Here is a 19,263-nt window from a genome sequence, read left to right on the forward strand (position 1 = left end):
ACCCCGACCACGGCTGCCACGGTCCGCGTACGGCCGGCCGCCTGACCGTCCAGGCGGCCGGTTGCGTCATGTGGCGCCGTTCCCCGGTCACGGGCACGCTCGAAGTGTGTCTCGTCCACCGTCCCAAGTACGACGACTGGTCCTGGCCCAAGGGAAAGCTGAAGCGCGGCGAGGACGCGCTCTCGGGTGCGCTGCGCGAGGTCGCCGAGGAGACGGGGCACTCCGCCGTGGCGGCCGCCGAGCTCCCGTCGGCGCACTATCTGGCGAACGGCCACCCGAAGCGCGTCCGCTACTGGGCCGCCGAGGCTCTCTCCGGCACGTTCACCCCCAACGGCGAGGTGGACCGCGTCCTGTGGCTCCCCCCGCACATGGCCCGCCGACGGCTCACCGAACCGAGGGACGCGGACTTGGTGGACGCCCTCCTCGCCACGTTCCGCCCGACGGCGTAAGGGCTGCCGGCGGTCGTCAGTGGCTACCGCCGGTCGTCAGCGCCTGCCTGCGCCTGCCCGCACCCCGCCCGCCCCCGCCCCTGCTGGTCCGCATCGGCCCCCATAGGCCCCCACAGGCCCCCACCGGTTCGCGCCGGTTCACGCCGGTCCCTATCGGTCCCGCCGGTCCCACCGGTTCGCGCCGGTCCCTACCGTTTCGTGTAGACCCCCACCGGCGTCCACTCTGCCCCACCGTTCCCTTTTTGCCCGACATCGGCTCGGTATCGCTCCGTGTCCTCGACGTGAGCGTTCCGTGACCTCACCGCACCGTCCATAGGGGTTCACCTCCCGTTCATGTGCGGCCACGGGGTGCTTCACCTGTTCTGCCTACTTTCGGACTCAGGCGATGCGAACCGCCTGCCGAACGGGCACTCGCATCACTCGGACTGACTTTGCACTTCGCACGCCGCCGGATTTCAGGACGGCGGCTCCTGGAAGGAACTCAAGTGAAGCTTCAGCGCAAGAACCGGCGTGCCCTCGCTCTCGGTGCTCTCGCCGTCTCCGGCGCCCTGGCCCTCACGGCGTGCGGCTCGGACGACACCAGCGGTGGCACCGGCGGCGACGGCGGCAACAGCTCCGCCAGTGCGCAGACCGGCAACATCGACTGCGCCGACGCCAAGGGTCAGCTCCAGGCCTCCGGCTCGTCCGCGCAGAAGAACGCGATCGACGCCTGGGTCAAGAACTACGCCGCCGCCTGCAAGGACGTGCAGATCAACTACCGTCCCGACGGTTCCGGCGCCGGTATCACCGCCTTCCTCCAGGGCCAGACCTCGTTCGCCGGCTCCGACTCGGCCCTCAAGCCGGAGGAGATCGCGGACTCCAAGAAGATCTGCACCGACGGCCAGGCCATCGACCTGCCGATGGTCGGCGGCCCGATCGCGATCGGCTACAACGTCCCGGGGGTCGACACGCTCGTCCTGGACGCCGCCACCATCTCGGAGATCTTCGACAGCAAGATCACCAACTGGAACGACGAGAAGATCGCGAAGCTCAACCCCGACGCGAAGCTCCCCGACCTCAAGATCCAGGCCTTCCACCGCTCGGACGAGTCCGGCACCACGGACAACTTCACCAAGTACCTGAAGGCCGCCGCGCCGAAGGCCTGGCCCTACGAGCCCGGTAAGTCGTGGGAGGCCAAGGGCGGCCAGTCCGCTCAGGGCTCCTCCGGTGTGGCGCAGCAGGTGAAGCAGGTCGAGGGTGCGATCTCGTACTTCGAGCTCTCCTACGCCAAGGAGGGCATCAAGACCGTCGACGTGAAGACCGAGGCCGCCGAGCCGGTCAAGGCCACGATCGAGAACGCCACGGCCGCCATCGGCGCCGCCAAGGTCGTCGGCACCGGCAAGGACCTCGCGCTGGAGCTGGACTACACCCCGGACGCCGAGGGTGCCTACCCGCTCGTCCTGGTGACGTACGAAATCGCCTGCGACAAGGGCAACAAGGCGGACACCCTGCCCGCCACGAAGTCCTTCCTGAACTACATGGCCTCCGAGGACGGTCAGGGCCTGCTGGCGGACGCCGGCTACGCCCCGATGCCCGAGGACATCATCACCAAGGTTCGCGAGACCGTCTCGAGCCTGAGCTGACCCGAGTGCGGTCCGGCCCCGTCACCCGGGGCCGGACCGCACCGTCCGGTGCACCGCCGCGCCAGGGGCCTTCGAACAGCGAGTGGCCCCGCAGACCGGAGAACCCTGATGGACATATCCACAACGCAGACCGCCCCGCCCCCTTCCCCCCCACCCCCATCGGCCGAGCAGAAGCGCGCCGCCCGCGGCGCCACCCGGCCCGGTGACCGGATCTTCCTCGGGCTCTCCCGGGGGTCCGGCATTTTCGTGCTGGTGCTGATGGCCGCGATCGCGGCCTTCCTCACCTACCGCACGGTGATCGCGCTCAGCGAGAACGAGGCCAACTTCTTCACCTCGTTCGACTGGAACCCCACCGGCAACCCGCCGGAGTTCGGCATCGCGGTGCTGGTCTACGGCACCGTCGTGTCGTCGGTCATCGCCATGGTCATCGCGGTCCCGGTCTCGGTGGGCATCGCGCTGTTCATCACGCACTACGCCCCGCGCAGGCTCAGCGGCCTCATCGGGTACGTGATCGACCTGCTCGCCGCCGTGCCGTCCATCGTCTACGGCCTGTGGGGAGCCCTCGTCCTGGTACCGCACCTGAGCGGCCTCTACGGCTGGCTGGACGACTACCTCGGATGGACCGGCCTCTTCGAGTGGAACGGCGGCGTCGCGCGCTCGCTGTTCACCGTGGGCATCCTGCTCGCCCTGATGATTCTTCCGATCATCACCAGCGTCAGCCGTGAGGTCTTCCGGCAGGCGCCGCAGATGCACCAGGAGGCCGCCCTCGCGCTGGGCGCGACCCGCTGGGAAGTCATCCGCATGTCGGTGATCCCCTTCGGCCGCTCCGGCGTGATCTCCGCCTCGATGCTGGGCCTCGGCCGCGCGCTCGGCGAGACGATGGCCGTGGCCATGGTGCTCTCGTCGTCCTTCGACATCAACTTCAGTCTGCTCGACACGGGCGGCGGCACGTTCGCGCAGAACATCGCCAGCAAGTTCAACGAGGCCAACCCGCTGGGCCGGGACGCGCTGATCGCGTCCGGTCTGGTGCTCTTCTTGATCACCCTGGTGGTCAACGGCGGCGCCCGCCTGATCATCGCCCGTCGCAAGGAGTACTCGGGGGCCAACGCATGAGCCACGCAACCATGACCCCCAAGTCCGCGAGCTCCCTGCACGGCGCCCGGCTCCCCAAGTGGTACGCCGCCGCCGTCGCCGCCGGCTCCGTCGCCCTGGGCCTCGGCATCAGCACCGTGGCCGGCCTGCACAGCAGCATCCAGTGGGCGCTGATCGCCGCGCTCCTCTTCGTCGTCGGCTCCTACGTCCTGTCGGCCGCGGTCGAGGGCAAGCGCCAGGCGAAGGACCGCACCGCGACCAGCCTGGTCTGGGTTTCCTTCATCATCGCCGTCATCCCGCTGGCCTCCCTCATCTGGGAGACGATCAAGCAGGGTGTGAAGGTCCTCGACGGCTTCTTCCTCACCCATTCCATGGGTGTCGTCGCCGACCAGGAGCCGGGTGGCGGTATCTACCACGCCATCCTCGGCACCCTGGAGCAGGTCGGCATCGCCGCCCTGATCTCGGTCCCGCTCGGTATTCTGACCGCGATCTACCTGGTCGAGTACGGGCGTGGCAAGCTCGCCCAGGCCGTCACCTACTTCGTCGACGTCATGACGGGCATCCCGTCGATCGTCGCGGGTCTGTTCATCCTCAGCCTGTGGATCATCATGCTGGGCATGGGCTACTCCGGCTTCGCCGGCTCGCTCGCCCTGAGCATCCTGATGATCCCGATCGTCGTCCGCTCCACGGAGGAGATGCTCAAGCTCGTCCCGAACGAGCTGCGCGAGGCCTCTCTCGCGCTCGGCATCCCCAAGTGGCGCACCATCCTGAAGGTCGTCCTGCCGACGTCCATCGGCGGCATCGTCAACGGCGTCATGCTGGCCATCGCCCGCATCACCGGTGAGACCGCTCCCGTGCTGCTGCTGGTCTGGGGTACGGCCACCATCAACGCCAACCCCTTCGACGGCCCTCAGGCGTCACTGCCGATGTACATCTATCTGCAGTACTCCAACGGCTCCGAGGCGGCCTACGACCGTGCCTGGGCAGCGGCCCTGACGCTCATCGCGTTCATCATGATCCTCAACCTCGCGGCTCGCGGCATCGCCCGCTGGAAGGCCCCGAAGACCGGTCGCTGACGCGGCCATCAGCGACACGGACCCGAAAGAAGCAGTGATCCACATGGCCAAGCGCATCGACATCAGCGGCCTCAACGCCTACTACAGCTCCTTCCTCGCCATCGAGGACATCTCGATGACCGTCGAGCCCCGCTCCGTGACCGCCTTCATCGGTCCGTCCGGCTGCGGCAAGTCGACCTTCCTGCGCACGCTCAACCGCATGCACGAGGTCACGCCCGGCGGCCGCGTCGAGGGCAAGGTCATGCTCGACGACGAGAACCTCTACGGCGCCGGCATCGACCCGGTCGCCGTGCGGCGCGAGGTCGGCATGGTCTTCCAGCGTCCCAACCCGTTCCCCACCATGTCGGTCTACGACAACGTGGCGGCCGGTCTGCGCCTGGCGGGCAAGCACAAGAAGTCCGAGCTGGACGACGTCGTCGAGAAGTCCCTCAAGGGTGCCAACCTCTGGAACGAGGTCAAGGACCGTCTGAACAAGCCCGGCTCGGGCCTCTCCGGCGGTCAGCAGCAGCGTCTGTGCATCGCCCGCGCCATCGCGGTCGAGCCGAAGGTGCTCCTGATGGACGAGCCCTGCTCCGCCCTGGACCCGATCTCCACCCTCGCCATCGAGGACCTGATCGGTCAGCTCAAGGAGCAGTTCACGATCGTCATCGTGACGCACAACATGCAGCAGGCCGCGCGCGTCTCGGACCGCACGGCGTTCTTCAACCTGGCGGCCGTCGGCCAGCCGGGCAGGCTGATCGAGATCGACGACACGGAGCGCATCTTCTCCAACCCGTCGGTCCAGGCCACCGAGGACTACATCTCCGGCCGCTTCGGCTGATCCGAACCCCTCGCGGTGCTGCATGGCGGTGCCACCGCGAGGAACACGGATGGGCCCGCCCCCACTACCGGGGGCGGGCCCATTCGTTCGTCCGCACGATGCCGGACACGCCGGGCAGCGGACACACCGGGCGCCGGGTATCGGCTGTCAGGTATCGGGGATCGGGGATCGGCCGCCGGGTGTCGGACCGGCTACAGGAACGCCAGATACACGAGCCCGTACGAGGCCGCCGCCACCAGGGCCGCCGCGGGCATGGTGATGAACCAGCCCAGGACGATGTTCTTGGCGACGCCCCAGCGCACCGCGTTCACCCGCTTCGTCGCGCCGACACCCATGATCGCCGAGGTGATCACGTGCGTCGTCGAGATCGGCGCGTGGAACAGGTACGCCGACCCGAACATGATCGTCGCGCCGGTGGCCTCGGCCGCGAAGCCCTGCGGCGGGTCCAGCTCGATGATCTTCCGCCCGAGCGTTCGCATGATGCGCCAGCCGCCGGCGTAGGTGCCCGCCGACAGCATCAGCGCGCAGGCGAGCTTCACCCAGACCGGGATGGCGTCGCCGTACTCCTCGACGTCCGCGATGACCAGAGCCATCATCACGATGCCCATCGTCTTCTGCGCGTCCTGGAGACCGTGGCCGAGCGCCATGCCGGCCGCCGACACGGTCTGTGCGATGCGGAAGCCCCGCTTGGTCTTGTGCGGGTTGGAGTTCCGGAAGATCCACAGGATCGCGGTCATGACCAGGTAGCCCGCGAGGAGACCCACCACCGGCGACACGAACATCGGGATGACGACCTTCGAGAGCACCCCGTCCCAGTACACCGTCGTCCCGCCGGCCAGCGCCGCTCCGACCATGCCGCCGAACAGGGCGTGCGAGGAGGAGGACGGGAGGCCGTAATACCAGGTGATGAGGTTCCAGGTGATCGCGCCGACCAGCGCGGCGAACAGGATTCCCATGCCCGTCGAGCCCTCGGGGGTCTGGATCAGCCCCTTGCTGACGGTATTGGCGACCCCGGACCCGAGGAACGCGCCGGCCAGGTTCATGACGGCGGCCATGGCGAGCGCCGCCCGCGGGGTGAGCGCGCGGGTCGACACGGAGGTGGCGATGGCGTTCGCCGAGTCGTGGAAGCCGTTCGTGTACGTGAAGAAGAGCGCGACCCCGATGGTCACGATCAGAGCGAAGGTGTCCATGAAGGGGCTCAGGACTCCTTGACGGCGATGGTCTCCACCGTGTTCGCCACATGCTCGAACGCGTCGGCCGCCTCTTCGAGTACATCCACGATCTGCTTCAGCTTGAGCACCTCGATGGCGTCGTACTTGCCGCTGAACAGGTGGGCCAGGAGCTTGCGGTGGATCTGGTCGGCCTGGTTCTCCAGGCGGTTGATCTCGATCCAGTACTCGGTGAGGCTGTCCATGGTGCGCAGGTTCGGCATGGCCTCGGCGGTGAGCTCGGCGGCCCGCGCCAGGACCTCGATCTGCTGGTCGACGCCCTTGGGAAGTTCCTCGACCTTGTAGAGGACGACCAGGTCGACGGCCTCCTCCATGAAGTCCATGATGTCGTCGAGGGACGACGCGAGGGAGTAGATGTCCTCGCGGTCGAAGGGCGTGATGAACGAGGAGTTCAGCTGGTGGAAGATCGCATGGGTGGCGTCGTCACCCGCGTGTTCCGCGGCCCGCATACGCTCGGCGATCTCGCCCCGGTCCGAGGTGTCCGCCCCGAGCAGTTCCATGAGGAGTTTCGAGCCCGTGACGATGTTGTCCGCGGAGGCGGCGAACATGTCGTAGAAGCTCGTCTCCCGGGGGGTCAGGCGAAAGCGCACGTGGGGTCCTCGAGGTGCATCGGGTTCGGTGTGGCTGATGCTAGGCGCACCGTCCAGCCACGGCTACGGGCCGCCCACCAGTGTCACCCATCGGGCAACACGGCGGACACGGGGGCGACCCAGGCTGTGCCACGGCCGGTACCGACGGCACCGGCCACAGTCCCTATACCCAGCAAAGTTCGGTACCATATACCCACCAGGGGTATATGTCGCCCGCCATTGCACCAGGAGGACGCGATGACGACCACCGAGACCGGCGCGGACGTGCCCCCCTCTCCGGACACCACGGACAGGGCGGACGGGACGGGCATGACGCGGGTGACGACCACAACCGGAACGAAAAGCGTCACCGACACCCCGGCCGGGACCGATTCGACCGACTCCGCCCCCGACCCCGTACCCGCCTCCGGCATCGTGACCGATCACGACCGGGGCATCCACGGCTACCACCACGAGAAGCAGGAACATCTCAAGCGCCTGCGCCGCATCGAGGGCCAGATCCGGGGCCTCCAGCGGATGGTCGACGAGGACGTCTACTGCATCGACATACTCACGCAGGTGTCCGCCTCCACCAAGGCTCTGCAGTCCTTCGCGCTGCGACTGCTGGAGGAACACCTGCGCCACTGCGTGGCGGACGCGGCCCTCAAGGGCGGCGACGAGATCGACGCCAAGGTGAAGGAAGCCACCCAGGCCATCGCCCGCCTGCTCCGCACCTGACCCGCCGGCCCCGGAACCACCGGCACAGGGAGCACCGGCATCGGCCCCGACCGCTACGGACCGGGTCGATACGAACCGGGCTGCTACGAACCGGGCTGCTACGAACCTGACCGGTACGATCCCGACCGATACGGACGACGCACACGCACCCCGGCCACCGGCTCCGTACGCACCTCGGCCACCCGCAGCACCTTGTCGATGCTCTCCAGGCTGAGCGGCCCCTGGGCGGCGGAAGCCGCGATGATCAGCTCCCCGCACAACTCGATCTCGGCGAGGGCCACATGGTCCTGAACCAACCCACCGCCGAGCGGAGCCACGCCCGTCACCTCATCCATACGGTCATACGGCCAGAGACTCCCTAGCGTAGACAGCCCCACGCTCCCCGCGCATGGCACGTAAGGGCTAGTTCACGCCGGTCATTCTCGGCTCGCACTCCGGCCCACTCCCTCGATCCGCTCCTCCGCGATCCGGCCCGCGTAAATGTCGCCGGGCTTCGGGAGGTGTACGTCGACCGGGGCGCCGAAGTCGTAGAGCAGGGTGGTGGAGGCGACCGCGACCGGGTCGGAGTGCTCCTCGTTCACGAAGCTGAAGCGGTGGCGGACCTTGCGGATGCGCCCCTGGTCGTCGAGGTAGACGTCGAAGGGGACCTCGGGGGTGGCGAACCCGGTCGCCGCCGCGCCGAGCGGCTTCCTGTTCGCCTCCGAGGCGGCGTCCGCGGCCTCGTGCAGGTCCGCGGTGCCCCGGTAGTGGCGCACCGCGGCGCCCGCGAGTTCCGTCCTCCCCACGTACGTCGCCGTCCGCGCCCCGCGCAGCAGCTCGGCGGCGGTGAACGGGTCGGTGACGCCTCCGGTGACGAGGTTCCCGTCGGCCAGGGTCCCGGTGTCCACCCGCACCCACTTGTCGGCGGGCACTCCGGCGCCCCGGTCCTTCATGAACAGCGCGCCCGGCGCCAGCAGCTCGGTGACGGGCCGGCGCACCGGCGCCCCGGACGGATCCTGCGGCAGCAGCACTTTCAGCCGGCCGATCCGCTTGCGGTAGTCGTAGACGCCCTCCCCCCGGATGGTCACGCGGGTGCCGCCGGTGGCCATCTCCATGGACGTACGCGCCTTGGAGCTGCCCGCGTCCACCAGCGCGTCGGCGGCCTCCCGCACGGCCACCGCCACCTCACCGGCGGCCGTGCCGCCGCCCCCGCCGCCGGTCGCGGCGCCGCTGCGGCCGCACCCCGAGACGCCCACGAGGGCCAGCCCGCCGGCCACCCCGAGAACAACGACCGCGTCACCGATCCGCGTACGTCGCGGTTGCCGTCCAGCCATGGTTCGTCCACTCCCGCTACGTCCGACACGGGCCATCCCTTTTTCAGGGTTAACGACCGGTAGGGAACCCCGTCACGGATCCCGTCACGGCCCTTGTCGCGGCCCTTGTCGCGAGCATCGCCACGGCCTGTGTCACGCGGCCCCGCCCGGGCGGTACCTTGGTCGGGTGGAACCTCAGGACACCAAGGCGCACTCCCCGGAGCACCGGATCACCACCGCCGAACTGGGACCTTTCTGCTTCGCCCGCTGCAGTTGCGGCTGGCGCGGCCCCGCGCGAAGAGCCAGGAGTCTGGCCCGCACCGAGGGCCGGAAACACGCGGTGGGGTGACCTTCCCGGGTATGCACCCGGTGGTCACCCCACCGATCGGTTCACGTCCTGCGCTCGGCGCTCCGTGTTCCGTGTTCCGTACAGGAGGAGGGGAAGCGCGCCGCGCGGCCTACGCCGCCAGGTCGCGCCTCCCCGTCTCCGACGACCGCGCCTCTCCGGGCGTCACCCGTCCGTCGGCCCGCCCCCCTTTGATCAGCCACGCCCCCCGCCGCGACTGCTCGATCGACCGCATCAGCGGGGTCAGCAGCGCCATGGCCGGCGGCGACAGGAGCAGGGCGACCGACGTGCCGAGGGCGAGTCCGCCCACGACGTCCGTCGGGTAGTGCACACCCATGTAGACCCGGATGAACCCACCCAGCACTCCGAAGAACAGGCCGATCATCCCGAGCCGCCGGTTGGCCAGGAACAACCCCACCGCCAGCGCCATACAGAGCGTCGCGTGGTCGCTGACGAACGAGTAGTCGGTCTTGCCGTCGACCAGGACCTCGAGCCCCTCGTGGTCGTAGAAGGGTCTGCGCCGTTCCACGAACCCGCGGATCGGCACGTTGATCAGGACGGCGATGCCCGCCGCGAGCGGGGCCCACACCAGGGCCGCCACGGTCGGGGCCGCGTCCTCGCCGCCCCGCTTCCTGACGCCCCACCAGCACCACACCAGCATCCCCAGCAGGGCGAACAGCAGGCCGAACTCGCCCACGAATTCCATGAGGTGATCGAGCCAGGGTGGCGCGGCCTTCGCCAGGCCGTTGATGTCGTACAGCAGGTCGACGTCGGGGTTCGACCCGGAGTCGGCGAGTCCAGCCATTGGTGCTGAGGCCCCTTCGTCATCTCTCTCGGCGCACAGTGCGATACGCCATTCCGCCACCCCCGTGGTGTGTAGATCCGCTGACTGTTCGGGCTACGACAACAGGAACGCACGGCTCCTGCGTGTACGTTCCAACTCCACTGAATGATCACGCAGACGTTACCGAAGAGAGATTCGTCATCGCAGCTCAGGGGGCTGGTTCAACGGCCGGTCAGACCGTCGTGGGGAGTGCTTTCGCGCCATCTTCGGTGACGCGGGTGGCACCAAAGTAGTCAGGTGTGTCGATCGGGTCGAATCGGATGACCGCACCCGGACGCGGCGCATTGATCATGTATCCGCCACCGACATAAATGCCCACATGCCGGATCGCCCGCGAATTGGTGAGGTCGTCCGAGAAGAAGACCAGATCACCGGGGAGCAGTTCGTCCCGCCCGGGATGCGGTCCCGCGTTGTACTGGTCGTTCGCCACCCGCGGCAGCGTGATGCCCACGGTCTCGTACGCGGCCTTCGTCAACCCCGAGCAGTCGAAGCGTCCTCCCTGGTCAGCGGTGCCGTTGCCGCCCCAGAGATAGAGTGTGCCGAGCTTCTTCTGGGCGTAGGCGATGGCTCCGGCCGCCTGCTTGGACGGGTCGACCCGGCCGACCGGAGCGGCGAAGCTCTTCTCCAGCGAGCGGATGCGCTGGACGTAGTTCTGCGTCTCCTTGTACGGCGGCACCCCGCTGTACTTGATGACCGCGTACGCCCCCGCGTTGTAGGAGGCCAGCATGTTTTCGGTCGGATCCCCCGGGACGTCCTTCACATAGCCCGCGAGGGCGCAGTCGTACGTCGCCGCCGACGGAATCGCGTCGTTCGGGTCCCATACGTCCCGGTCCCCGTCCCCGTCCCCGTCGACCCCGTGGGTGGCCCAGGTGCCGGGGATGAACTGCGCGATGCCCTGCGCCGCCGCGTGACTCTGCGCCTTCGGGTTGAACCCGCTCTCCTGGTAGAGCTGGGCGGCGAGCAGCGCCGGGTTGATGGCCGGGCAGAGATTGCCCCAGGTCGCCACGAGCTGCCGGTACGCGGCCGGCACGGCCCCCTTCGCCAACGTCTTGGCGGCCCCGCCGCCGGCCCCGCCCGCGAGGTTCCCCGCGACGACGTAGACCCCGACGGCGAGCAGCATGACGAAGGCGACCGCCGAGCTCCCGGCGACCCCCACCGCGATCCAGGCCTTACGCACCGTCAACCACCCCTCGGCGTCCAGGAGTCCGCTGCCCACGTCCGGGGTCAGTGTAGAGGCGGGCGTCCCCCTCCGGGGTGATCATGTGAGGGGAGCGACGGACGCGCCGCACGGGCCGGGACGCACTACGGGGTACGAGAGGTGTGAGGTACGGCGTCACCCGCCGCACTCCGCCCACACCAACTTCCCGCCCCCCACGGCCCCCGCACCCCACGAGGACGCACACGCCCGCACCAGCGGCAGCCCCCGCCCGTTCTCGGAGTCGTCCGGCGGCGCGTCGAGCGCCACCGCGTCGGTGAAGCCCGGCGGCACCCACGGGTCCGTGTCCCACACCCCGACCCGCAGCCGCCCCTCCTCGGCGGCACGCACCCGCAGGGCGTAGGGACCGGTGGTGTGCAGATACGCGTTGGCCAGCAGTTCGGCGGCCACGAGTTCGGCCGTGGGCGCGAGTTCCCCGAGACCGTGCGCCCCCAGCACGGTCCGCAGGGTGACCCGGGCGATGCGCGGAGCGCGGGGGTCGTGCGGGAGCTGAAGGGTGTAGGACCAGGGCGGGGTTACGGTGGGCATGGAAGTCTCCGATCACTGACGGCAGTTGGTGGGTTGCGTACGGTGGTGACCCAGTGGCGGTGTCGATCCGTCGATCGGTGCACTTCTGGGGCGGGGCGCCGAAAACTAAAGTAGCGACGCTCCAGCTAACGCATTAGCCAGATTCTCGGATCTGCATTAGTTGCCACCCTTGTGGGTGACAGTTCCGCCAGGGAGGCGTCAGGACCGTGAGAACCAGGCCGACCGGTCGTCAGCTCCGATTGGGCGTGGAGCTGCGGAAACTCCGGGAGCGTGCAGGGCTCACCGCGACGGAAGCCGGTCAACTTCTCGGCGTGAAGCAGAACCAGGTCAGCAATACGGAGGCCGGACGCATCGGTGTGAGTCCCGAACGCGTGCGTACCCTGGCCCACCATTACAAGTGCGGCGACCCGGCTCTCATCCAGGTGCTCAGCGACATGACCGCCGACCGCAGACGGGGCTGGTGGGAGGAGTACCGCCAACTGCTGCCCGCTGCGCTGCTGGACATGGCCGAGCTGGAGCATCACGCCGCACGCTTGCGCACCGCCGTCACCGTGCACATCCCCGGTCTGTTCCAGATCACGGAGTACGCCCGCGAGATCTTCCGACAGGCGGTGCCGGAGCTTCCGCCACCCGACGTAGAGCACCGGGTGTCATTCCGGATCAAGCGGCAGGCGGTGCTCTTCCGGAACCCTCCGACTCCGCAGCAGGTGATCATTCACGAGGCCGCACTGCGCATGAAGTTCGGTGGGTCCGATGTCACACGCGAGCAGCTCAAGTACCTCCTGACGATGAGCGAGCGGGACCACATCGCCATACAGGTCATCCCGTTCGACGCGGGCACCTTCGCGGGCTCCGGCCAGTCGATCTACTACGCCGAAGGTCCCGTGCCACAGCTCGACACGGTGAACCTCGATCAGTCGCACGGCCCGGTGTTCCTGGACGCCGAGGCACAGCTGCACAAGTACCGCGTACTGCTCGACCGCCTGGAGGCTGCGGCCCTCGCTCCCGAGGCGTCACGGCCCTTCATCCACCGCATCCTCAAGGATCTCTGAAGGAGCCCTCATGCCCGCGTTCACCTGGCAGAAGTCGTCGTACTGCGGCGAAGGCGAATCCTGCGTCCATGTAGCCGCCGTTGCCCCGCCCGTCATCAACTGGCAGAAGTCGTCTTACTGCCCCGAAGGCAACTCCTGCATACACGTAGCCGCCACCGCCCCGCCCATCACCAACTGGCAGAAGTCATCCCTGTGCGGAGAAGGCGACTCCTGCGTCCACATAGCCACCGCTGCCCGGTCCATCCACATGACCGAGTCCGCCGACCCCAGCGGAGCGATACTCACCACTACCCCCGACGACTTCCTGACCCTCATTCAAGCGCTGAAGCAGGGACGGCAGATGGCGGACGGCCGGCGTACCGGTATCGAGGTGGTCGTCGGCGACGACGACACGGTCCGTATCCGTGCCACCGCCGCCCCGGACACCACCGTCACCACGGACCGACGCAAGTGGGACGCCTTCGTCCTGGGCGTACGCGCGGGTGAGTTCGACCATTTCGTGGCCCGTCCGTGATACACAGAGTGACGATACGATTCATCACCCACCGACCCGCGCCCCCTTCGGGGACCAGCGCGCGCCGGTGACAGCCGTTGTTCACACAAAACCCGCCAACCAATGACGCCGAGTCGGCATGCCACGGCGTCATCGTCGGCGACAATGGGCCCTGACCTCTGCATGCCCGCAGAGGCACGGAACGACCCGACAGGGGCGGTGACTTACATGTTCTTCGCGGCCGACGAGGGAGACATCAACACCATCATCGGTGGGATCGCTCCCGACTGGGGTCCCTTCGGCAGCCTGGGCAACGAGGCCAAGGTCATGATCGAAGTGATCATGGCGCTCGCCATCCTGATCTGCCTTGGCATCGCGATCTGGGGCGCGGCGAAGCAGCGCATCGGTGCGACGGCGCTGCGGGACACGTTCAGCGCGGAGCAGGGCAAGGGTTTGATCGTCGCCGGTCTCACCGGCGTCTTCATCATCGGTTCGCTGGGCACGGTGTTCACCATCGTGTACGGAATGGCCGTGTAGGGCGCCGCCCCATGCCTCTGACCGGGCATGCCCGGTCTCCCCTCCACCCCACCCGCCCGTCGCGCCCACCGCCCGAGGTTGCGTTTCCCTGATGTCGACTCATAACACCGCGCCCGCGCGGGGACCAGCACGGCTACCGTCGTACCAGGAGTACGCGGAGTACGAGGTGTTTCCGCACGACGCTGAGGGGGCGCACGCGGTATGAGTCTCGGAGACGAGTACGAGAACACCGGTGGGTACGGCGGCACGGGCCAGACCCGTACCCGCATGCCGGAGAGCGGCGGCGGTCCGCACGGCGGCGGGCGCAGAGGCGGCCGCACGTCGTCCCGCAGTTTGGTCATGGTGGTCGGCGTGGTGGTGCTCCTGATCGCCGCGATCGCCTTCGCGAACCGTGGAGGAGACGATTCCTCAGCAGGCGAGGGCGACGACGACTCCCCCCAGGCAGCGGCAACGGCCCCCTCCGGGGAGAAGCCGGTCCGGTCGGCCAACGCCGGCATCCCTTCCGGCTTCGCCCACAACCGCCAGGGGGCGGAGAGCGCGGCGGCGAACTATGCGGTGGCGCTGGGGTCGGCCGAGATGTTCAACAAGAGCAAACGCGACGCCATCCTGAATTCGGTCATCACCCCCGCACGGGCCGCGGGCTTCGCGACCACCCTGGACAAGGCTTACACGCCTGAGTTCAACAAGAACGTGGGCCTCAACGAGGACGGCACCACGCCCGAGGGCTACACGTTCGTCTCGCGTACGAGCCCGATCGGCACCAAGGTCATCGAGTCGTCCGACAACGCCGCGACGGTCGAGGTCTGGTGCAGTGGCCTCCTGGGACTCGCGGGGGAGAACTCTACGAACCCGGTCACCAGCAGCTGGTTCACCATCACCATTCAACTCGGGTGGGCCAACGACGACTGGAAGATCGTGACCCACTCTCAGAAGGACGGCCCCGCGCCGGTTCCCGGCGATGAGCGGGCTTCCAGTGCCGAAGAGATGGCGAAGACCGTCGAGGAGTACGGAGGGTTCACGTATGCCCGATAGTCGTCGCCTGCTCAAGCTGGCCGGCATCACTGCGGCCGTACAGGCATCAGCCGTCCTGCTCGCCACCCGAGCCGTCGCCGCGCCTACTCCCACGCCGGCACCCGAGGACAGCAATGACCCCTGTGACCTGATCCACGGCCCCGCCAAGGACTACTGCGACCGAGGGGGCGGCGGCTCCGGCTCCTCCGGCGGTTCCTCCGGCGGGTCCGGGACCCTCAACGATCCCACCTCCGTCCTCGACCCCCTCGGTTCCCTCGCCCAGGGCTGCGCCGATGCCGCGAGTTGGACGATCAAGAAGCTCAGTGCCGCCGTCGACGAGACGGCGGCCGTGGACTTCACGAACCCGCTGTTCCGTCAGCAGTACGCCGTCGTCTTCGCCGCGTCGGCGATCCTGACGCTGGTGCTGTGGCTGATGGCGGTCGCCAAGCGGGCCGTGCGGGGTGTCCCCTTCACGACGGCCCTGTCCGAGGCGATCGGCTTCCTGTGGCTCACGGTGCTGGCCTCGGCGTTCACCCCGCTGATCCTCTACACGATCGTGCGGGCCACGGACGGCATCACCGAGGTGCTGGCGAACGCGACCGGCGACCAGACGAACACGTTCTTCGGTACCTTCGCCGGGGCCCTGGAGAAGGGCGAGGACATCGGCGGCGGTCCGATCATGCTGATCATCGTCTCGCTGGTGTCGATTCTCGCGGCCGGTGTCCTGTGGCTGGAGCTGGTCATCCGGGCGGCGCTGCTCTACGTGGGCGCGCTGCTGGGCACGGTCGTGTACGCGGGGCTGGTCGACAAGAACCTGTGGGGGCACGTCCGGCGCTGGGCGGGCATCATGATCGCGGTGATCCTGGTGAAGCCGGTCATCGTCATAGTGCTGGGCCTGGCGGGCGCGCTGTCCGCCGACGACGGTCCGAACGCGTTCTCCGCCGTGGTGTCGGGTCTGGCGATCATCCTGCTCGCCATCTTCGCGTCGGCGATGATCTACCGTTTCGTCCCCGGCTTCGGCGACGACATCGCGAACTCCCGCAACAACCGCATCATGCAGGGCGCCGAGAGCAAGGCCGCCGCCGTGATGAGCTCCCCGGCGACGATGGTCGCGCAGGGCATCAAGACCCACAGCACGCGCGCCGACAGCAACGGCGGCGGGGGCCAGTCCTCCGGCGGCGGTGCCCGTCCGTCCAACCCCGTCTCCGGCGGAGTCGCCGCGCACAGCGCACGTCCCTCGGACGGCGGTGGCGGAGCCTCCGCACCCGCCCCCCGTCAGGGCAGCCCGGTGAGCACGCCCCACGGGAACCGCAACAGCAGCAACAACAGCACGGGAGGTGAAGGGCGTTGACGACCGAAGCACACATGTCCCATCCGGTCACGCCCCGCCGTACGTATCTGATCGGCCGGGCCCGGCCGAACGCGATCGTCGGCCGCAATCGCGAGACCGGTGAGATCGCGCTGATCATCGTGGGCGCGTTCTTCGGCATGATGGCCGGTCTCCTCGTCCCCGTCCTGTCCCTGCGGATCGTGCTGCTCGCGGGCTTCCCGATGATCGCGCTGGCCGCCGTGTACATGCCGTACAAGGGCCGAACCTTCTACAAGTGGTTCGAGATCAACCGCAGCTACAAGCGGTCCCTGCGCCAGGGCACGACGTACCGCTCGGGCGCCGTCGAGGCCGGCGTCCGGCTCGACGGCCGGGAGGTCGAGGTCGGCCCGCCGCCGGGGATCGGCCGGATCACCTGGCTCGCCGCCCCCTTCGGGCCCGACGAGATCGCCGTCCAGTTGCACGCGGACCGCAAGACGGTGACCGCCGCCATCGAGATCGAGGGCCCCGGTGTGGGCCTGCGCGACTCGGAGGACCAGGAGGCGCTCGTCGACCGGTTCGGCACGCTGCTCAAGCACGTGGCCAACGGCGACGGCTTCGTCACCCGCATCCAGATGCTCGCCCGCACGCTGCCCGCCGACCCCGACGCGCACGCCAAGGACGTCTCGCAGCGCGGGGACGAGAAGGCGCCGTACTGGCTCCAGCAGTCGTACGACCAGCTGCAGTCCATGGTGTCGACCAGCAGCGAGCAGCACCGCGCGTACCTCGTCGCCTGTATGCACTTCAACCGCGAGCTGGCCTCCGAGGCCAACGCGATGGCGCGCGCGATCCGCACCCAGGGGCGCCGCAAGGTGGACCGGGACGCCGGACTGGCCGTCGTCATGGCCCGTGAGCTGACCGACATCTGCTCCCGGCTCCAGGAGGCCGACATCCGTGTACGGCAGCCGCTCGGCCAGAGCCGCCTGTCCTCGCTGATCCACTCCATGTACGACCCGGACCACCCGATCGACCACATCCAGGCGATGACCAAGCGCAACGCCTGGCCGGCCGAGCTCGACGCCGTGGAGCCCACCTACCTCCAGGCCAAGACCCGCGAGTCCTCCACCCGCGCCCCCTGGTGCCACGCCACGGCCTGGGTGAAGGAGTGGCCGATGACCCCGGTGGGTGTCAACTTCCTGGCGCCGCTCCTCGTCCACACCCCGGACGTGATCCGCACGGTCGCCGTGACGATGGACCTGGAACCCACCGAGGTCGCCATCGAGCGCATGCTGACGGAGAAGACCAACGACGATGCCGAGGCGTCCCGCGCCGCGAAGATGAACCGCACGGTCGACCCGCGCGACATCGCCGCCCACGGCCGCCTCGACCAGCGCGGCGAGGACCTCGCCAGCGGCGCGGCCGGCGTCAACCTCGTCGGCTACATCACCGTCTCCTCCCGCAACCCCGAGGCCCTGGCCCGCGACAAGCGGACCATCAGGGCCTCGGCCGGAAAGTCGTACCTGAAGCTGGAGTGGTGCGACCGCGAGCACCACCGCGCCTTCGTGAACACACTCCCGTTCGCCACCGGCATTCGAAGGTAGGGGCTGAGTTCTGATGCGGGATCCGCTGTCCGTCGTCACCGACACCTTCACGTCGTTCCTGTTCGGGAAGGTCGAGACGACACGGCTGCCGGTGCGCACCTCCACGGGCCAGGCGCAGGCCGTCTACCTCCCGACCGCCGCCCCCGGCCTCGGCGACTCCGGCGTGATCATCGGCCGCGAGGTGTACTCCGGCAAGGGCTACATCTACGACCCGTTCCAGCTCTACGGCCAGCAGCTGCCCGCACCGCACTGGCTGGTCCTCGGCGAGTCCGGCAACGGCAAATCGGCCCTCGAGAAGACGTACGTCATGCGCCAGCTGCGCTTCCGCGACCGCCAGGTCGTCGTCCTGGACGCCCAGGGCGAGGACGGTGCCGGCGAGTGGAACCTCATCGCGCGGGAACTCGGCATCACCCCCATCCGGCTGGACCCCACGGCCGCCCTGGACCACGGCATCCGGCTCAACCCGCTCGACCCGTCGATCACCACGACCGGCCAGCTCGCCCTGCTGCGCACCATCATCGAGGTCGCGATGGGGCACGGCCTGGACGAGCGCGCCGGCTTCGCGCTGAAGGTCGCGCACGCCTTCGTCACCGAGACGATCGTCGAACGCCAGCCGGTCCTCACCGACATCGTCGAACGGCTGCGCCACCCCGAGGCGGAGTCGGCGGAGGCGATGAACGTCGCCATAGACGACGTACGGGCCTGGGGCCTGGACGTCGCCCTGGTACTGGACCGGCTCGTCGACGGTGACCTGCGCGGCATGTTCGACGGCCCGACGACGGTCGGCATCGACCTGGACGCACCGCTGATCGTCTTCGACCTGTCCCACATCGACCGCAACTCCATCGCGATGCCGATCCTGATGGCGATCGTCGGCGTGTGGCTGGAGCACACCTGGATCCGCCCCGACCGCAAGAAGCGCATCTTCCTGGTCGAAGAGGCCTGGCACATCATCAACAGCCCCTTCGTGGCGCAGCTGTTCCAGCGGCTGCTCAAGTTCGGGCGCCGGCTGGGCCTGTCGTTCGTCGCGGTCGTCCACCACCTGTCCGACGTCGTGGACGGGGCGGCGGCGAAGGAGGCGGCGGCCATCCTCAAGATGGCGTCCACCCGGACCATCTACGCCCAGAAGGCCGACGAGGCACGGGCGACGGGCCGAGTGCTGGGCCTGCCCCGGTGGGCGGTGGAGATCATCCCCTCACTCACCCCGGGCATCGCCGTCTGGGACGTCAACGGCAACGTACAGGTCGTCAAACACCTCATCACCGACACCGAACGCCCCCTGGTCTTCACCGACCGCGCGATGACCGAGTCCTCCGTCGAGTTCGCCGCCGCCGGCGACGCCCTGCGCGCCGCCGAGCTGGAGGCGGAGCAACGGGCGGCGGCCTTCGTCGAACAGCACATCGGCGACTCCGAATCGACGGTGGCGTAGGGGGGAAGGAATC

Annotated in this window: 21 protein-coding genes; 14 read left to right on the plus strand and 7 right to left on the minus strand. The window is 68.7% G+C overall.

The annotated features are described in order from the left end of the window. Window positions 1-41: 41 nt before the first annotated feature. The 5 genes from V4Y04_RS17360 (at window position 42) to pstB (ending at window position 5,059) form a co-directional block, all read left to right on the plus strand. Window positions 42-449: an NUDIX hydrolase gene (locus V4Y04_RS17360; protein ID WP_332432883.1), complete on the plus strand. Its 408-nt coding sequence runs from the start codon at window positions 42-44 to the stop codon at window positions 447-449. Between the two features lie 485 nt (window positions 450-934). Beyond that, on the plus strand, window positions 935-2,071 hold the full coding sequence (gene pstS / locus V4Y04_RS17365) for a phosphate ABC transporter substrate-binding protein PstS (RefSeq protein ID WP_332429051.1): 1,137 nt from the start codon (window positions 935-937) through the stop codon (window positions 2,069-2,071). 108 nt (window positions 2,072-2,179) lie between these two features. Next, window positions 2,180-3,184, plus strand: a complete 1,005-nt coding sequence (pstC, locus tag V4Y04_RS17370; protein WP_332429053.1) for a phosphate ABC transporter permease subunit PstC — start codon at window positions 2,180-2,182, stop codon at window positions 3,182-3,184. Further along, complete coding sequence (gene pstA, locus V4Y04_RS17375) at window positions 3,181-4,239, plus strand: phosphate ABC transporter permease PstA (RefSeq protein ID WP_332429054.1); 1,059 nt, start codon at window positions 3,181-3,183, stop codon at window positions 4,237-4,239. The genes pstC and pstA overlap by 4 nt, the downstream gene beginning before the upstream one ends. 43 nt (window positions 4,240-4,282) lie before the next feature. Then, a complete protein-coding gene (gene pstB, locus V4Y04_RS17380; RefSeq protein ID WP_332429056.1) occupies window positions 4,283-5,059 on the plus strand; it encodes a phosphate ABC transporter ATP-binding protein PstB in 777 nt (258 codons plus the stop codon). A 191-nt stretch (window positions 5,060-5,250) separates the two neighbouring features. Here pstB and V4Y04_RS17385 read toward each other — a convergent pair whose 3' ends face one another. Together V4Y04_RS17385 and V4Y04_RS17390 are read right to left on the minus strand one after the other, a co-directional pair. Next, window positions 5,251-6,249, minus strand: coding sequence for an inorganic phosphate transporter (locus tag V4Y04_RS17385; RefSeq protein ID WP_332429058.1), 999 nt, complete (start codon window positions 6,247-6,249; stop codon window positions 5,251-5,253). A gap of 8 nt (window positions 6,250-6,257) precedes the next feature. Then, window positions 6,258-6,878 carry a DUF47 domain-containing protein gene (locus V4Y04_RS17390; protein WP_332429059.1) on the minus strand — a complete coding sequence of 207 codons (621 nt, stop codon included), beginning with the start codon at window positions 6,876-6,878 and terminating at the stop codon, window positions 6,258-6,260. Between the two features lie 237 nt (window positions 6,879-7,115). On the opposite strand from V4Y04_RS17390, the gene V4Y04_RS17395 reads away from it, so the two are divergent. Further along, a complete protein-coding gene (locus tag V4Y04_RS17395; protein WP_332429060.1) occupies window positions 7,116-7,595 on the plus strand; it encodes a metal-sensitive transcriptional regulator in 480 nt (159 codons plus the stop codon). 98 nt (window positions 7,596-7,693) lie between these two features. On the opposite strand, the gene V4Y04_RS17400 is transcribed toward V4Y04_RS17395, so the two are convergent. Both V4Y04_RS17400 and V4Y04_RS17405 read right to left on the minus strand, forming a co-directional pair. Further along, window positions 7,694-7,921 carry a hypothetical protein gene (locus tag V4Y04_RS17400; RefSeq protein WP_332432884.1) on the minus strand — a complete coding sequence of 76 codons (228 nt, stop codon included), beginning with the start codon at window positions 7,919-7,921 and terminating at the stop codon, window positions 7,694-7,696. A gap of 90 nt (window positions 7,922-8,011) precedes the next feature. After that, on the minus strand, window positions 8,012-8,908 hold the full coding sequence (locus V4Y04_RS17405; RefSeq protein WP_332429061.1) for a hypothetical protein: 897 nt from the start codon (window positions 8,906-8,908) through the stop codon (window positions 8,012-8,014). A gap of 166 nt (window positions 8,909-9,074) precedes the next feature. Here V4Y04_RS17405 and V4Y04_RS17410 point away from each other — a divergent pair, with 166 nt between their 5' ends. Further along, window positions 9,075-9,236, plus strand: coding sequence for a hypothetical protein (locus tag V4Y04_RS17410; RefSeq protein ID WP_332429062.1), 162 nt, complete (start codon window positions 9,075-9,077; stop codon window positions 9,234-9,236). Window positions 9,237-9,345: 109 nt separating this feature from the next. Here V4Y04_RS17410 and V4Y04_RS17415 read toward each other — a convergent pair whose 3' ends face one another. From V4Y04_RS17415 to V4Y04_RS17425, 3 genes are all read right to left on the minus strand, one after another. Next, a complete protein-coding gene (locus V4Y04_RS17415; RefSeq protein ID WP_332429063.1) occupies window positions 9,346-10,038 on the minus strand; it encodes a phosphatase PAP2 family protein in 693 nt (230 codons plus the stop codon). 211 nt (window positions 10,039-10,249) lie between these two features. Further along, window positions 10,250-11,254, minus strand: coding sequence for a C40 family peptidase (locus V4Y04_RS17420; RefSeq protein ID WP_332432885.1), 1,005 nt, complete (start codon window positions 11,252-11,254; stop codon window positions 10,250-10,252). A 156-nt stretch (window positions 11,255-11,410) separates the two neighbouring features. Beyond that, window positions 11,411-11,821 carry an ATP-binding protein gene (locus V4Y04_RS17425; RefSeq protein ID WP_332429065.1) on the minus strand — a complete coding sequence of 137 codons (411 nt, stop codon included), beginning with the start codon at window positions 11,819-11,821 and terminating at the stop codon, window positions 11,411-11,413. Window positions 11,822-12,027: 206 nt separating this feature from the next. Here V4Y04_RS17425 and V4Y04_RS17430 point away from each other — a divergent pair, with 206 nt between their 5' ends. From V4Y04_RS17430 to V4Y04_RS17460, 7 genes are all read left to right on the plus strand, one after another. Then, on the plus strand, window positions 12,028-12,873 hold the full coding sequence (locus V4Y04_RS17430; protein WP_332429067.1) for a helix-turn-helix domain-containing protein: 846 nt from the start codon (window positions 12,028-12,030) through the stop codon (window positions 12,871-12,873). A 10-nt stretch (window positions 12,874-12,883) separates the two neighbouring features. After that, the gene (locus tag V4Y04_RS17435; RefSeq protein WP_332429068.1) at window positions 12,884-13,387 is read left to right on the plus strand and encodes a DUF397 domain-containing protein; all 504 of its coding nucleotides are present in this window, start codon (window positions 12,884-12,886) and stop codon (window positions 13,385-13,387) included. A 207-nt stretch (window positions 13,388-13,594) separates the two neighbouring features. Continuing rightward, a complete protein-coding gene (locus V4Y04_RS17440; RefSeq protein WP_332429070.1) occupies window positions 13,595-13,903 on the plus strand; it encodes a hypothetical protein in 309 nt (102 codons plus the stop codon). Between the two features lie 201 nt (window positions 13,904-14,104). Further along, complete coding sequence (locus tag V4Y04_RS17445; RefSeq protein WP_332429072.1) at window positions 14,105-14,935, plus strand: hypothetical protein; 831 nt, start codon at window positions 14,105-14,107, stop codon at window positions 14,933-14,935. Further along, window positions 14,925-16,265 carry a hypothetical protein gene (locus tag V4Y04_RS17450; protein WP_332429074.1) on the plus strand — a complete coding sequence of 447 codons (1,341 nt, stop codon included), beginning with the start codon at window positions 14,925-14,927 and terminating at the stop codon, window positions 16,263-16,265. Before V4Y04_RS17445 ends, V4Y04_RS17450 begins: the two co-directional genes overlap by 11 nt. A 14-nt stretch (window positions 16,266-16,279) precedes the next feature. Continuing rightward, entirely contained in the window at window positions 16,280-17,821 is a 1,542-nt protein-coding gene (locus tag V4Y04_RS17455) for an SCO6880 family protein (protein ID WP_443080183.1), read from the plus strand. A 13-nt stretch (window positions 17,822-17,834) separates the two neighbouring features. Beyond that, on the plus strand, window positions 17,835-19,250 hold the full coding sequence (locus V4Y04_RS17460) for an ATP-binding protein (RefSeq protein ID WP_332429078.1): 1,416 nt from the start codon (window positions 17,835-17,837) through the stop codon (window positions 19,248-19,250). Window positions 19,251-19,263: the final 13 nt, after the last annotated feature.

Origin of the sequence: Streptomyces sp. P9-A2 (genome assembly GCF_036634175.1) — a bacterium.
Lineage (GTDB): Bacteria > Actinomycetota > Actinomycetes > Streptomycetales > Streptomycetaceae > Streptomyces > Streptomyces pratens.

Bases quoted from the DNA above. Each gene is read 5' to 3' on its own strand.
- V4Y04_RS17455 (WP_443080183.1), top strand. From the start codon at position 16,280: ATGTCCCATCCGGTCACGCCCCGCCGTACGTATCTGATCGGCCGGGCC.
- V4Y04_RS17440 (WP_332429070.1), top strand. From the start codon at position 13,595: ATGTTCTTCGCGGCCGACGAGGGAGACATCAACACCATCATCGGTGGG.
- pstC (WP_332429053.1), top strand. From the start codon at position 2,180: ATGGACATATCCACAACGCAGACCGCCCCGCCCCCTTCCCCCCCACCC.
- V4Y04_RS17395 (WP_332429060.1), top strand. From the start codon at position 7,116: ATGACGACCACCGAGACCGGCGCGGACGTGCCCCCCTCTCCGGACACC.
- V4Y04_RS17435 (WP_332429068.1), top strand. From the start codon at position 12,884: ATGCCCGCGTTCACCTGGCAGAAGTCGTCGTACTGCGGCGAAGGCGAA.
- V4Y04_RS17385 (WP_332429058.1), bottom strand. From the start codon at position 6,249: ATGGACACCTTCGCTCTGATCGTGACCATCGGGGTCGCGCTCTTCTTC.
- pstB (WP_332429056.1), top strand. From the start codon at position 4,283: ATGGCCAAGCGCATCGACATCAGCGGCCTCAACGCCTACTACAGCTCC.
- V4Y04_RS17450 (WP_332429074.1), top strand. From the start codon at position 14,925: ATGCCCGATAGTCGTCGCCTGCTCAAGCTGGCCGGCATCACTGCGGCC.
- pstA (WP_332429054.1), top strand. From the start codon at position 3,181: ATGAGCCACGCAACCATGACCCCCAAGTCCGCGAGCTCCCTGCACGGC.
- V4Y04_RS17415 (WP_332429063.1), bottom strand. From the start codon at position 10,038: ATGGCTGGACTCGCCGACTCCGGGTCGAACCCCGACGTCGACCTGCTG.
- V4Y04_RS17405 (WP_332429061.1), bottom strand. From the start codon at position 8,908: ATGGCTGGACGGCAACCGCGACGTACGCGGATCGGTGACGCGGTCGTT.
- V4Y04_RS17445 (WP_332429072.1), top strand. From the start codon at position 14,105: ATGAGTCTCGGAGACGAGTACGAGAACACCGGTGGGTACGGCGGCACG.
- V4Y04_RS17460 (WP_332429078.1), top strand. From the start codon at position 17,835: ATGCGGGATCCGCTGTCCGTCGTCACCGACACCTTCACGTCGTTCCTG.
- V4Y04_RS17425 (WP_332429065.1), bottom strand. From the start codon at position 11,821: ATGCCCACCGTAACCCCGCCCTGGTCCTACACCCTTCAGCTCCCGCAC.